The 11,505-nt window shown below is 71.3% G+C and carries 15 protein-coding genes and 4 pseudogenes; 16 read left to right on the forward strand and 3 right to left on the reverse strand.

The annotated features are described in order from the left end of the window. Positions 1-67: 67 nt before the first annotated feature. Genes MKK49_RS08840 through MKK49_RS08855 form a run of 4 tightly spaced genes read left to right on the forward strand, consistent with a single transcriptional unit; the run spans position 68 to position 3,396 of the window. Positions 68-604, forward strand: a complete 537-nt coding sequence (locus MKK49_RS08840) for an HK97 family phage prohead protease (RefSeq protein ID WP_244027791.1) — start codon at positions 68-70, stop codon at positions 602-604. Continuing rightward, positions 601-1,869, forward strand: a complete 1,269-nt coding sequence (locus MKK49_RS08845; protein ID WP_409565042.1) for a phage major capsid protein — start codon at positions 601-603, stop codon at positions 1,867-1,869. Before MKK49_RS08840 ends, MKK49_RS08845 begins: the two co-directional genes overlap by 4 nt. 5 nt (positions 1,870-1,874) lie before the next feature. Then, positions 1,875-3,149: a hypothetical protein gene (locus MKK49_RS08850; protein ID WP_244027792.1), complete on the forward strand. Its 1,275-nt coding sequence runs from the start codon at positions 1,875-1,877 to the stop codon at positions 3,147-3,149. 46 nt (positions 3,150-3,195) lie between these two features. Further along, complete coding sequence (locus tag MKK49_RS08855; RefSeq protein WP_244027793.1) at positions 3,196-3,396, forward strand: hypothetical protein; 201 nt, start codon at positions 3,196-3,198, stop codon at positions 3,394-3,396. A 22-nt stretch (positions 3,397-3,418) separates the two neighbouring features. Here MKK49_RS08855 and MKK49_RS08860 read toward each other — a convergent pair whose 3' ends face one another. After that, positions 3,419-4,309: a S1 family peptidase gene (locus MKK49_RS08860; protein WP_244027794.1), complete on the reverse strand. Its 891-nt coding sequence runs from the start codon at positions 4,307-4,309 to the stop codon at positions 3,419-3,421. A gap of 124 nt (positions 4,310-4,433) precedes the next feature. Continuing rightward, positions 4,434-5,159 carry a S1 family peptidase gene (locus MKK49_RS08865; RefSeq protein ID WP_244027795.1) on the reverse strand — a complete coding sequence of 242 codons (726 nt, stop codon included), beginning with the start codon at positions 5,157-5,159 and terminating at the stop codon, positions 4,434-4,436. Between the two features lie 32 nt (positions 5,160-5,191). On the opposite strand from MKK49_RS08865, the gene MKK49_RS08870 reads away from it, so the two are divergent. The 12 genes and pseudogenes from MKK49_RS08870 to MKK49_RS08920 all read left to right on the forward strand — a co-directional run. Then, positions 5,192-5,752 (forward strand): hypothetical protein, encoded by a 561-nt coding sequence (locus tag MKK49_RS08870; protein WP_244027796.1) that lies wholly within the window; start codon positions 5,192-5,194, stop codon positions 5,750-5,752. Between the two features lie 14 nt (positions 5,753-5,766). Further along, complete coding sequence (locus tag MKK49_RS08875; RefSeq protein WP_244027797.1) at positions 5,767-6,123, forward strand: phage head closure protein; 357 nt, start codon at positions 5,767-5,769, stop codon at positions 6,121-6,123. Further along, a complete protein-coding gene (locus MKK49_RS08880; RefSeq protein WP_244027798.1) occupies positions 6,120-6,563 on the forward strand; it encodes a DUF3168 domain-containing protein in 444 nt (147 codons plus the stop codon). The genes MKK49_RS08875 and MKK49_RS08880 overlap by 4 nt, the downstream gene beginning before the upstream one ends. A gap of 28 nt (positions 6,564-6,591) precedes the next feature. Next, the gene (locus MKK49_RS08885; protein WP_244027799.1) at positions 6,592-6,999 is read left to right on the forward strand and encodes a phage major tail protein, TP901-1 family; all 408 of its coding nucleotides are present in this window, start codon (positions 6,592-6,594) and stop codon (positions 6,997-6,999) included. A 36-nt stretch (positions 7,000-7,035) separates the two neighbouring features. Next, positions 7,036-7,362, forward strand: a complete 327-nt coding sequence (locus MKK49_RS08890) for a gene transfer agent family protein (RefSeq protein WP_244027800.1) — start codon at positions 7,036-7,038, stop codon at positions 7,360-7,362. Next, positions 7,359-7,577, forward strand: a complete 219-nt coding sequence (locus MKK49_RS08895) for a phage tail assembly chaperone (protein ID WP_244027801.1) — start codon at positions 7,359-7,361, stop codon at positions 7,575-7,577. Before MKK49_RS08890 ends, MKK49_RS08895 begins: the two co-directional genes overlap by 4 nt. Positions 7,578-7,600: 23 nt before the next feature. Beyond that, complete coding sequence (locus MKK49_RS08900; RefSeq protein WP_244027802.1) at positions 7,601-8,179, forward strand: phage tail tape measure protein; 579 nt, start codon at positions 7,601-7,603, stop codon at positions 8,177-8,179. Between the two features lie 26 nt (positions 8,180-8,205). Further along, the gene (locus MKK49_RS08905) at positions 8,206-8,841 is read left to right on the forward strand and encodes a DUF2460 domain-containing protein (RefSeq protein WP_244027803.1); all 636 of its coding nucleotides are present in this window, start codon (positions 8,206-8,208) and stop codon (positions 8,839-8,841) included. A 12-nt stretch (positions 8,842-8,853) separates the two neighbouring features. After that, positions 8,854-9,752: pseudogene (locus tag MKK49_RS08910) on the forward strand (DUF2163 domain-containing protein). Continuing rightward, positions 9,749-10,012 (forward strand): annotated as a pseudogene (locus MKK49_RS08915) (hypothetical protein); the annotation flags it as partial. The pseudogenes MKK49_RS08910 and MKK49_RS08915, both read left to right, overlap by 4 nt. 246 nt (positions 10,013-10,258) lie before the next feature. Further along, positions 10,259-10,399 (forward strand): annotated as a pseudogene (locus MKK49_RS24775) (IS630 family transposase); the annotation flags it as partial. Then, positions 10,394-10,549, forward strand: a pseudogene (locus MKK49_RS08920) (IS630 family transposase); the annotation flags it as partial. The pseudogenes MKK49_RS24775 and MKK49_RS08920, both read left to right, overlap by 6 nt. Positions 10,550-10,708: 159 nt before the next feature. On the opposite strand, the gene MKK49_RS08925 reads toward MKK49_RS08920, so the two are convergent. Beyond that, on the reverse strand, positions 10,709-11,505 hold a 797-nt coding region (locus MKK49_RS08925), incomplete at its 5' end, for a hypothetical protein (RefSeq protein WP_244027807.1).

Genomic DNA, 11,505 nt, shown 5'->3' on the forward strand with positions numbered 1-11,505 from the left:
AGGCGGCGGCCATGTCATCCGGCCCCATCCCGCAGGCCAATTTCGCAAACCGAGTCCGGAGGGTTCGATGGACGGCCATTTCACCGGCTATGCCAGCCTGTTCGGCGTACCCGATCTCGGGCGCGACGTGGTGGCGCCGGGCGCGTTTTCCGCGAGCCTGAGCGCGCGGGGCGCGGCCGGCGTGCGCATGCTGTGGCAGCACGATCCGGCCGAGCCCGTGGGGCGCTGGCTGTCGCTCGTCGAGGACGCGCGCGGCCTGCGGGTCGCGGGCCGGCTCAACCTCGCCGTGCAGCGGGCGCGCGAACTCGACGCGCTCCTGCGCGAGGGCGCCCTCGACGGGCTCTCCATCGGGTTCCGCACCGTCAGGGCGGCGCCTGAGCGCGGCGGCCTGCGCCGGCTCCACAGCCTCGACCTGTGGGAGATCTCGCTGGTCACCTTCCCGCTCCAGCCCGGCGCGCGCATCGCGGCGAAAGCCGCCCCGATGCAATCCGAGCCCCTGGCGCAGGCGCTCCACGCCTTCGCCCGGCGCGTCGCGCCACCGCGTGCGCCCCCTTCCACCCGGCCCGTCGCCGCCCGCCTCCCCAACCGTCAGAGGTTCGCATGACCGTCCACACCCCCATCGAAACGAAATCCTTTCCCCTGGAGGACAAGGCCGCCGGCGGCGATCCGGCCGTGGCCCACGCCATGACCGACCTGCAGGGCGCCTTCGCGGCGTTCCGCGAGACCAACGACACCCGGCTCGCCGAGATCGAGGGCCGGCTCGGGACGGACGTGCTGACGGAGGAGAAGCTCGCCCGCATCGACGCGGCCCTCGACACCGCCCGCACCCGCCTCGACCGCCTCACCCTCGACGGCCGCCGCGCGCCCCTCGGCGCCGGCGCGCCGCCCCGGGACGCGGCCGCCACGGAGCACAAGACCGCCTTCGATCTCTACGTCCGGGCCGGCGAGAGCGGCGGCCTCAAGCGCCTGGAGGAGAAGGCCCTGTCGGCGGGCTCCGGCCCGGATGGCGGGTACCTCGTGCCGGCGACCATCGAGCGCGACGTGCTGACCCGGCTCGCCCGCCTCTCGCCGATCCGGGCCCTCGCCACCGTGCGCACCATCTCGGGCGGCCAGTACAAGCGCGCCGTCTCGGTGACCGAGGCGGTGTCGGGCTGGGTCGCCGAGGCCGCGCCCCGGCCGCAGACCGACGCGCCGACCCTGTCGGAGCTGAGCTTTCCGGCCATGGAGCTCTACGCCATGCCGGCCGCGACCCAGACGCTGCTCGACGACGCCGTCGTCGACATCGATGCCTGGCTCGCCGACGAGGTCGAGACCGCGTTCGCCGAGCAGGAGGGCACCGCCTTCGTGACCGGCAACGGGGTGAGCCGCCCGCGCGGCTTCCTCAGCTACGACACGGTGGCCAACGCCGCCTGGGTCCCGGGCAAGCTCGGGCTCATTGCCACGGGGGCCGCCGGGGCGTTCCCCGCCGCCAACCCGGCCGATGTGCTGTTCGACCTCGTCTATGCCCTGCGCGCCGGCTACCGCCAGAACGCCGGCTTCGTGATGAACCGGCGCCTGCAGAGCACGATCCGCAAGATGAAGGATGCCGACGGCAACTACCTGTGGCAGCCGCCCCAGGCCGCCGATCGCACCGCGACCCTCCTCGGATTCCCCGTGACGGAGGCCGAGGCCATGCCGGATGCGGGCGCCGGCAGCCTGTCCCTCGCCTTCGGCGATTTCCGGCGCGGCTACCTCGTCGTCGACCGCGCGGGTCTCCGGGTCCTGCGCGACCCCTACTCGGCCAAGCCCTACGTGCTGTTCTACACGACGAAGCGTGTGGGCGGCGGGGTACAGGATTTCGATGCGATCAAGCTCTTGAAGTTCGCCTGACCGCCGTGCGTCCCCGGTCCTTCACGGGCCGGGGGCGCCGTCCGGTCCGAAATCTGTTGATGCCGAGACACAACCTGCGGTTTACGAGCCGGACAACGGGATTTTCGGGAACCGAGGCCTTCCCCAGTCCCTTGAACTGTCTCAAAATCAACCTGAGGTTTCTTGAGGCAACTGAAATGAATCTGGATGGGGCAGAAAACGCCAAGGCCGACGTGTTCCGGCGTGCGTTCCGCTATGGCGAGGTTCCGCGTGCGGCTCTGGATGACGATGAACTGCCGACCTTTGCGCCCCTGCCGGGCACGCAGGCCCACGCCGATATCCTGCACGCGCGGCGCGAAAGAACCTTCGACCCGAAGGAGAAGATCGCCGTCGGCATCCTGAGGAACCGGCCCGATCACGAACAGGGCGCGGCCCTGAAGGTCGGATTGTTCGTTCAGCACAAGAAGCTGCTTCATCACCCCGTCGTCGAGGCGGCGCAACGTATCGCGCGCGGCGAGATCGAGGTCCGCGTCACGGGTCGCGTCAGGCGCCGGGCCTCGGCCAACGCCAAGCCATGCCGCCCCCTGCGCATGGGACATTCCGTGGGCCATCACCGCATCACGGCGGGAACGATCGGCTGCTTCGGCATCGATCGCGACGGCGGCATCGGAATCCTCTCGAACAATCACGTGCTGGCCAACACCAACCGTGGCCGTGTCGGCGACATCATTCTCCAGCCCGGTCGTGCCGATGGTGGCCGGATGCAGGAGGCCGACCACCACGTCGCTCGGCTCCATACCTTCGTGCCCATCGACTTCGACCCCACGGCGTCGAACCTCGTGGATTGCGCGTTCGCCCGCCTCGACGCGGGACGCGACTGCGATCCCCGCCGGATCGATCAGATCGTCATGGGCGCCAACGGTTGGGACATCGGCGAGATCGAGGATCTCCTCTTGGAGCGGATGCCGGTGAAGAAGGTCGGCCGGACAACGGATTTCCGGGAAGGCTGGGTCGAAGCGATCGACGTCGACAACGTTCGGGTCCAGATGATCAGCGGTGCCCGTGCGAAGTTCGCGATCTTCAATCGCCAGATCGCGATCAGCGGCACGCACGGGCCTTTCTCAAAGGGCGGCGACAGCGGCGCGCTGATCTGCACGGATGACGGCCGGCCGGCGGCGCTTCTGTTTGCCGGAACCGAAACGGGGGGCCTCCACGGGCACGGCATCACTTATGCAAACCCGATCCGGACGGTCCTTGAAGCCCTCGAAATCGACCTCTACACTCAGGCGGCAGGAGCGTGACATGAGTGACCCACGGGAAAAACTGCGCGCATCGAAGCCGGCGGCGATGGCGGCCAAGGATGCGTTCGCATCCCGATATGCGGCCGGTCGCGGCGATCGTGCCGTTGGCCTGGGCCTCAATCGACGCGGCGACGATTGGACCGTGAAGGTCTTCGCCGAGTCGGCGCTGGCGGCCCGTGAACTACCGGACCATTTCGGCGAGTTCGACGTGGAGGTCCAGATTACCGGACCGGCCGCCACGTTCTAGGGTTGCCGGCGGCGGCAGGTCCTCACCGCCGCCCCGGCCGTGCCATCCACTCGGTGCGGCCACCCATGGCCGTGCCTCCCTGCATCCGCCCCATCTCGGCGGCGCGCGACGAGATCCAGCCCGCGTGCTCGGCCGTGGGGGTGACGGCGGTGAAGCCGCCGCAGGCGGTGCGGGCGCGCTTGTCCTGGCGCATGGCGCCGCTCGACCAGCTCACCACGCCGACGATCTGGTAGCCGCCCGGGCCGCCGCGCAGGATCGGGCCGCCGGAATCGCCCAGGCACGCGCCCGCGCCCGCCGTCTCGGCGAGGCGGCGGCGGTCGGTCACCACGGTGACGCGATTGGCGACCTGGAGCGAGCCGATGGAGACGAGCTGGGCCTGGCGCAGGGTGCGGGCGGTGTTGCGCCGGTTCTCGGCCACCACGCCGAACCCCGCGATCTCGACGGCGTCGCCGGTGTTGATGCCGCCGCCGCGCGGGTCGAGGGGCTGGAAATCGCCGCCCAGCGGCTCGGCCAGCTTGATCAGGGCGAGATCGGTGCCCGGCTGGTCCTCCGGCGTGGTGCCGGGAACGAAGTCGGGGTGCATGGCGGCCGCCAGGGCGTTGATGCGGCGCGAGCGGAAGGCGCGGTCCACCACCACCACGCTGTAGCCGGCCTGGTGCATCACGCAATGCGCCGCCGTGAGCACGAGGTCGGCGGCGATGAGGGTGCCCGAGCAGATCTCGCCCTGGGTGCTCTCGATGCGCACCACCGAGGCGCGCAGGCCGTTGGGATCGCGCGAGACCGCGCCGTTGATCACCGCGAGGGCGGGGGCGGGCAGGAGGGCGATCGCGGTCGCCAAAGCGACCTGACGCACGGCAATCCGGCGAGGGGTGAGGCGCCGAAAGGTCGTCGCGCGCAACGCGGTGGGCAGCATCGTGTCTCTCCCGCGTTCCGGCCCCGACGGGAGGCGTCCCGGACTGCAATGGTGAAAGCCTACCCGAAGGCAATGACCCGGCCAAGCTCTGGTTCCGTGTCCGCGCCGACGCGTCCGCGCGGGCTCAGGGTCGGTCCCAGCGGGCGGCGAGGCCCCAGCCGGCGAGCGTCGCGTCGATCCAGGCCCGCTGCGGCCCGAGCAGGACGCCCTGGGAGAGGCCGCCGCAGGCCCCGCCGACCCAGGCCGCCACGGCGACGACACCGGTCTCGCCCGTCACCGGTCCGCCGGAATCGCCCTGGCAGGCGCCGGAGCCTTGTGTGCCGCGCAGCCAGACGAGGATGCGGCTCGGCCCGTAGGGCTCGACCACGGGCACGCCGGCCCGCCGGTAGGTGCCGGTGCTGCGCGGGTCCCCCGGCTTCGACACGCCGTAGCCGGAGACGGTCAGGGCCTCGCCGGCGCGCGGCATCGCCGCGCTCAGGGTCGCGGGCGCGAACGGCGCCGGCAGGGGGGCGGCGAGGCGCACCAGGGCGAGGTCGATGGAGCGTCGGCGCCCGGCGACGGCGCCGGCATCGTAGCCGGGATGCACCGCCGTGGCGGCGGGCTCGGCCAGCACCGGCGCCCCGGCGGCGTCCTTGTAATGGACCCGGTGGACGAGGCGCGGCGCGAGGCAGTGGCCGGCGGTGAGCACGGCGCCCGGCGCCACCACCACGCCGGTGCACACGCCCCCGTTCGAGGACAGCACCATCACGGCACCGGACGCGTCGGGCGCCAGATCGCCGCCCACCACCGCGGAGGCCGGGCCGGCGACGCCCATCAGCAGGGCGAAAAGCCCGAGACCCGTCCGCGCCATCGGCGACCCATCCTACCCTTAGGAGACCATCGATGACCCCGATACGCGTCGCAGGCCCCACCGTCGAGCCGGTGAGCGTCGCGGAGATGCGCGCATACCTTCGCCTCGATTCCGACGAGGGCGGGGCCGAGGACGCCCTCATCGGCGCCCTCCTGGCGGCGGCCCGCGCCGGCATCGAGGCCGCGACCCGGCGTCTCCTCGCGCCCGGCCGCTACCGGATCATGCTCACGGCCTGGCCCGCGGATGGGATCGTGCCCCTGCCGCTCAGTCCCCTGTCGGCCGTGGAGCGGGCCGGCCTCGTCGATGCGCGCGGAGCGGTGGCGGACCTGCCCCCCGGCGTCGTGCGCCTCGGACCCGACCCCTTCGAGTCACCCGCGCTCCGCATCGATCCCGGCGCGCCCCCGCTCGACGCCCGCGCCGCCCTCGTCGAGGTGAGCGCCGGATACGGCGGCGACGCGCTCCCGGTTCCCCCCGGGCTCGCCCAGGCGATCCGGCTGCTCGCCGCCCACGGCTTCGAGCATCGCGGCGACACCGCCGCGCCGCCGCCCTCGGTCGCCGCCCTCGTCGAGTCCCTGCGCCGCCTGCGCCTCTAACTCCGGAGCCGATCATGCTCGATTCGAATCCGCGCGTGCCCATCGGCGCGCGCCGCCGCCGCTTCGTCCTCGAACGGCCGGTGGAGGAACCGGACGGATTCGGCGGCGTGGTCCGCCGCTACGTCCCCGGCCCCCTCCTGTGGGGCGCCCTCGAGGCGCTCGGTGCCCCCGAACAAGTCCGGGGCGGCCGCCTCGACGCCGTGGAGACCCACCGGGTCCGCCTCGCCTACCGCGCCGACGTCACCCCCGCCATGCGGCTCGCCGCCGGCCCGCGCCGCTTCGCCATCCGGGCGGCGAGCGACCCCGACGGGCGGGGACGCGAGCTCGTCTGCCGGGTCGAGGAACTCCTGGCCGGGGCGCGCGCGCCATGACGAGTCCGGTGGCCGATCCGGTCTCGGCGAGCCCGCTGCTCGCGCTCCGCGGCGCGATCCTCGCCTATCTCACCGTGGATGCCACCCTCGCCCGGCTCATGGGCGGCTCGCTCAGGCTCTACGACGAGCCGCCGCGCGGGGCGGTGCCCGTCTACGGCGTGTTCGGCGACGCCGAGATCCGCGACGACGCCGTCGACGGCGCGGCCAGCCACGCCCACAGCCTCAGCCTCGTGCTCTACGCCCGGCCGGGCTCGGCCCGCTCGGGCCTCGCGGCCGCCGAGCGCATGGCCGACCTCCTCGCCGACGCGCCCCTGGCCTTGCCCGGCCACCACCTCGTGACCCTGCGGGTCGCGCGGCTCGGGGCCACCCGCGACCCCGCCACCGGCGAGGCCCGCGCCACCCTCACCCTCCAGGCGGTCACCGAGCACCGCCCGGCCTGACCATTCTCCCACGTTCCGGAATCCGACCATGAGCGCACAGCGCGGCAAGGACCTTCTCATCCGCGTGGCGAGCGGCGGCGGCTTCGTGGCCGTCGCCGGCCTGCGCGCCCGGCAGATCGCCTTCAACGCCGAGACCGTGGACGTGACCCACGCTGAATCCGCCGGGCGCTGGCGCGAGCTGCTCTCCGGGGCCGGCGTGCGCCGGGCCGCCATCGCGGGCGCCGGGGTGTTTCGCGACGAGGCCTCCGACGCCCGCCTGCGGCAGCTGTTCTTCGAGGGGGCCCTCGAAACCTTCCAGGTGGTGGTGCCGGGCTTCGGCACCCTGGAGGGGCCGTTCCAGATCACGAGTCTCGAGTACCGCGGCGACCATTCCGGCGAAGTCACCTTCGACCTGGCGCTGGATTCCGCCGGCGCCCTCACCTTCACGGCGGCCTGATCCAGGTGGCTTGAGACCCATGGAGGCTTGAGACTCATGGCGAACCGCAGGCGCGGCGAGGTGCCCCTCGATCTCGGGGCCGACCGCTACACCCTCTGCTTCACCCTCGGGGCCCTGGCCGAACTCGAATCGGCTTTGGGCGCCCGCGACCTCACGGGGCTTTCCGAGCGCTTCGCCGGGGGGCACCTCGCCACCCGCGACCTCATCGCGCTCCTCGGCGCGGCGCTCCGCGGCGGCGGCCACGCCCTCGCGGATTCCGACGTGGCCGCCCTGCCGCTCGCCGGCGGCCTGGAGCCGATCGCGGCGGCCCTGGGCGAGGCCCTGGCGTCCGCCTTCGGCGAGGCGCCGCCCCCAAACCCTTGAGCCCCACGGGCGGGAGCGCGCCGGAGCCCGCCTCCGCCTTCCCGTGGGACGATGTCCTCGCGCTCGCCCTCGGTCGCCTCGGCTGGCGCCCGCGCGATCTCTGGCGCGCCACGCCGCGCGAACTGTTCGCCGCCGCAGGCCTTTTCGCCCACGCGCCGGCCGCCGGCCGGGCCGACTTCGACCGGCTGCTCGCGGCCCATCCCGATATCCCCTGATCACCGGATCCAAGGATACCCGTATGGCCGAGACCGAGACCGACCGCGCCCAGGCCGGCCGGGAGAAGCAGTTGGACACCCTCGACCGGCTGGCGCAGAGCTTCGGCAAGAGCCTGTCGCAGGCGCTCGGCGGCAGCCTCGGCGCCGGGCGCCAGCTCGACACCCTGCTCGGCACCCTGACAACCAAGCTCTCGACCCTCGCCCTCAAGGCGGCGCTCACCCCCGTCAAGGCCGGCATCACCGGCCTGGTGAAGGGCGCCCTCAACGCCGGCCTCAGTGGCGGCACCGAGGCCTTCGCCCGGGGCGGGGTGATCGCGCAGGGGCGGGTGCGGCCGTTCGCGGCCGGCGGCATCGTTGCGGCCCCCACCTACTTTCCCATGCAGGGCGGCCACGGCCTCATGGGCGAGGCCGGGCCGGAGGCGATCCTGCCGCTGAAGCGCGGCAGCGACGGCCGCCTCGGGGTCGCGGCCGGCGCCGAGGCCCGGGGCGGACCCGTCACCGTCAACATCACCACCCCGGACATCGCGGGCTTCCGCCGCTCCGAGGCCCAGGTCGCCGCCGGCCTCGCCCGCGCCGTGGCGCGGGGAAGGCGGGGGCTGTGACCGATCCTCCAACCCAGGAGCCGCCCATGGGCGCCGACTTCCACGAGGTCCGCTTTCCCCTCGACGTCGCCCTGCGCGGCGGCGGCGGGCCGGGGCGGATGACCGAGATCGTCACCCTCGCGTCGGGGCGCGAGCACCGCAACAGCCGCTGGGCGGATTCGCGCCGGCGATACGATGCGGGTCTGGGCATCCGCACCCTGGACGCGCTCCACGCCGTGCTGGCGTTCTTCGAGGAGCGGCGCGGGCGCCTCTACGGGTTCCGCTACCGCGACCGGATCGATTCCCGCTCCGGGCCGCCCTCGCGCCCGGTCTCGGCCACCGACCAGCGCCTCGGCACCGGCGATGGGGCGAACCGGACGTTCCAGCTCGCGAAGACCTACGGCAGCGGCCCCCTGCCCTACCGGCGGGTCATCACGAAGCCCGTGGCCGAGAGCGTGACCGTGGCGGTGGATGGCATCGCCCTGCCGCCGGCCGCCTTCACCTGCGACGGCACGACGGGCGTGGTCGGCCTTGCGGCGGCCCCGCCCGCGGGGGCGAGCGTGACGGCGGGGTTCCTCTTCGACGTGCCGGTCCGCTTCGACACCGACGACCTCACCGTCGACCTCTCGGCCTTCACGGCCGGCGAGATCCCCAAGGTGCCGCTGATCGAGATCGTCCCGTAGGAATCCCTGGCCATGCGCGACCTGCCCCGAAACTTGGCCGACCATCTCTCCGGCGGGGCCACCACCCTGTGCCATTGCTGGGCCCTCACCCGCCGCGACGGCGCGGCGCTGGGCTTCACCGATCACGACCGCGACCTCACCCTCGCGGGCGTTGTCTACGCGGCCCGCTCCGGCCTGGAGGCGGCGGAAGCCAGCGCCGAACTCGGCTTCGCCGTCGGTGGCGGCGAGGTGGCCGGCGCCCTCACCGCCCTCGGGATCACCGACGCGGACGTCGCCGGCGGCCTCTACGACGGCGCCGGCGTCGAGACCTGGCTCGTGGACTGGACCGATCCCGAGACCCGCCTGCTCCTCGATGTCGGCACGCTCGGCGAGGTGCGCCGGGCGGGGGCCGCCTTCGTCGCGGAGGTGCGCGGCCTCATGGACCGCCTCGACGTGCCCACCGGCCGGACCTACCGCGCCACCTGTTCGGCCGATCTCGGCGACGGACGCTGCCGCGTCGACCGCGACCGGCCGGCGTTCCGCACCACCGGCACCGTCGTGGCCGTGCCGGAACCCGGCACCCTGCGGGTCGCCCTGGCGGCGGCGTTCGCGCCCGGCTGGTTCACCGCCGGCCGCCTCGTCTGGACCGGGGGCGCCCAGGCCGGGCACGCCACCGACATCCGCGACCACGCCGCCGATCCGACGGGCCCGCGCCTCGCCCTGTGGCAGGCCCCGCCCCGCCCCGCCCGGTCCGGCCCGGCGACGGCTTCACGGTCACCGCCGGGTGCGACAAGCGCTTCGCCACCTGCGGGCGCAAGTTCGCCAACAGCCTCAACTTTCAGGGGTTTCCGCACATGCCCGGCAACGATTTCGTGGTGCGTCACGCGCCCGGTTCCGGCCCCGGCCTCGACGGCGGCAGCCTGTTCCGATGAGGTTTCGCGACCCCGACCGGATCGTGCAGGACAGAATCGGGCAGGACAGAATCGTGGCTTCGGCCCGGGCCTGGATCGGCACGCCCTACCGCCACCAGGCCTCGGTGAAGGGGGTCGGCCGCGACTGCCTCGGCCTCGTGCGCGGGGTCTGGCGCGACTGCCTCGGCCCCGAGCCCGAGGCGGCCCCGCCCTACGCCGCCTCCTGGGCGGAATCGGCCGCCCCCGGCACCGACCCCCTGGCCGAGGCTGCCGGGCGCCACTGTGAAGTGCAGTAAAGTTCTGCCATTTGAGTGGCGGTAAGCCACTGTCTTTCATTGGGATTTTTTTGTGCTATCTACAGGCCCAGCCTAAAATTGAATCATCGCCACGCAAGCTATTGATTTTTATCAGACTTTTGATGCCTCCGTTTTCCGCGGTTTCGCCTTGTGCTGGATTGATAGTGTGCGGATTATCGGAGCCGCCGCCAGCTGCTTCACAGATCGCCTTGGGGGGGGGAGAAGCGAGGATTGGCACGATCCCCCAGCCTTGATCTGCGTGGGTGGGTGGTGGAAGCCGCCGCAACGAGCTCGCGGCGTTATGCGGCGGCGCACTTTGGGGTCGGCATCGCCACCTCGATCCGCTGGATGTCCGCCCTCACGACGATCGGGATGGCCTTCTCTAAACTCAAGACGCTGCTGCGCGAGGCCTCCGAACGCATCGTCGAGGGACTCCGGACGGCCATCGGACGCCTCGTCGACACCGTCAGCCCCCACGAGTGCGCCAACTTCATCGCCGCAGCAGGATACGAACCAGATTAAGCGGAAGACGCTCGAGTGATTCTCTCAAGGAATCAAATTCGATATTTGAATCATAGAATCGATTCATAATATTGAGAGATCTCCGCATCATAGGCAGAGGGGGATACGCGACTGGGAAGTGATGGCCTCGCACTTGTGCCCAGTCGGACTTGTTATGACTCACGCCAAGCCACGATGCTTGTGATCTGTCGCCTCGAAAGCCTTGCGCAACCGTTTGACCACCGTGACAGCCTTCGCTGCGACACGTGCGTTTTTGCTGTTCCTCTGACATGCCGCACGCAGGGCTACCTCGCCCATTGGAGCCTTTAGTTCCTGCTCTACAATGCTCTGAGCCGCGGCACGGTCGTAGATGTAAGCTTCGATCCGCTTGGGGTCGAAGGACGGAGTAAGTCCGAGGACCCGGAAACCGACAATGATTTGAGTATGGATCACACCATATTCCTTCGCAATTTCGCTCGCAGAAACGTATAAGCTGTGAAAACTCGCAAAGCATTTCTCATCGAGGCCAGATGCGTTGCTCTTCGCAGGATCGTCGGCATCTTGGACTGGCTGGTTCAAAACTCCGATCTGAAGCAGATGCGTAATTGCACAGTCTTCGACGTGCAAAATTTTCGCCGCCTGCTTGCGAGGCAGACAACTGGCTCTGCTCTGACGCATCAATGCCTTGACCCAGTTCTCGGAAATGAGGATCGCCCTCACACCTGGCAGATCCGGATTGATGCTCAGACCGCGGACCTTTCCGTCCAGAATCATACGAAGCATTTCGCAGAGACCAATGTTGGTCATCATGACAGCCTTATCGATTGTCACGAATGAGTGGCCTGCCCCCGTTCGGTGGCCCATGTTCGAAGTTAGTGCATCGTCGGTCGCGTGACGATGGCAGGGCGAGCGGACGGCACTGATCCGCTCGGTTCGGTTGGCCAGATGAGGACCTCTGGCGCAGGCGGCTGGTAGCC

This window comes from Methylobacterium sp. J-090, from assembly GCF_022829345.1.
In the GTDB taxonomy this organism is placed as follows: Bacteria; Pseudomonadota; Alphaproteobacteria; order Rhizobiales; family Beijerinckiaceae; genus Methylobacterium.

Excerpts from the sequence above, each read along its gene's own strand:
- MKK49_RS08840 (WP_244027791.1), top strand. The coding sequence starts at position 68 with ATGGACGGCCATTTCACCGGCTATGCCAGCCTGTTCGGCGTACCCGAT.
- MKK49_RS08845 (WP_409565042.1), top strand. The coding sequence starts at position 601 with ATGACCGTCCACACCCCCATCGAAACGAAATCCTTTCCCCTGGAGGAC.
- MKK49_RS08855 (WP_244027793.1), top strand. The coding sequence starts at position 3,196 with ATGGCGGCCAAGGATGCGTTCGCATCCCGATATGCGGCCGGTCGCGGC.
- MKK49_RS08860 (WP_244027794.1), bottom strand. The coding sequence starts at position 4,309 with ATGCTGCCCACCGCGTTGCGCGCGACGACCTTTCGGCGCCTCACCCCT.
- MKK49_RS08865 (WP_244027795.1), bottom strand. The coding sequence starts at position 5,159 with ATGGCGCGGACGGGTCTCGGGCTTTTCGCCCTGCTGATGGGCGTCGCC.
- MKK49_RS08870 (WP_244027796.1), top strand. The coding sequence starts at position 5,192 with ATGACCCCGATACGCGTCGCAGGCCCCACCGTCGAGCCGGTGAGCGTC.
- MKK49_RS08875 (WP_244027797.1), top strand. The coding sequence starts at position 5,767 with ATGCTCGATTCGAATCCGCGCGTGCCCATCGGCGCGCGCCGCCGCCGC.
- MKK49_RS08880 (WP_244027798.1), top strand. The coding sequence starts at position 6,120 with ATGACGAGTCCGGTGGCCGATCCGGTCTCGGCGAGCCCGCTGCTCGCG.
- MKK49_RS08885 (WP_244027799.1), top strand. The coding sequence starts at position 6,592 with ATGAGCGCACAGCGCGGCAAGGACCTTCTCATCCGCGTGGCGAGCGGC.
- MKK49_RS08890 (WP_244027800.1), top strand. The coding sequence starts at position 7,036 with ATGGCGAACCGCAGGCGCGGCGAGGTGCCCCTCGATCTCGGGGCCGAC.
- MKK49_RS08900 (WP_244027802.1), top strand. The coding sequence starts at position 7,601 with ATGGCCGAGACCGAGACCGACCGCGCCCAGGCCGGCCGGGAGAAGCAG.
- MKK49_RS08905 (WP_244027803.1), top strand. The coding sequence starts at position 8,206 with ATGGGCGCCGACTTCCACGAGGTCCGCTTTCCCCTCGACGTCGCCCTG.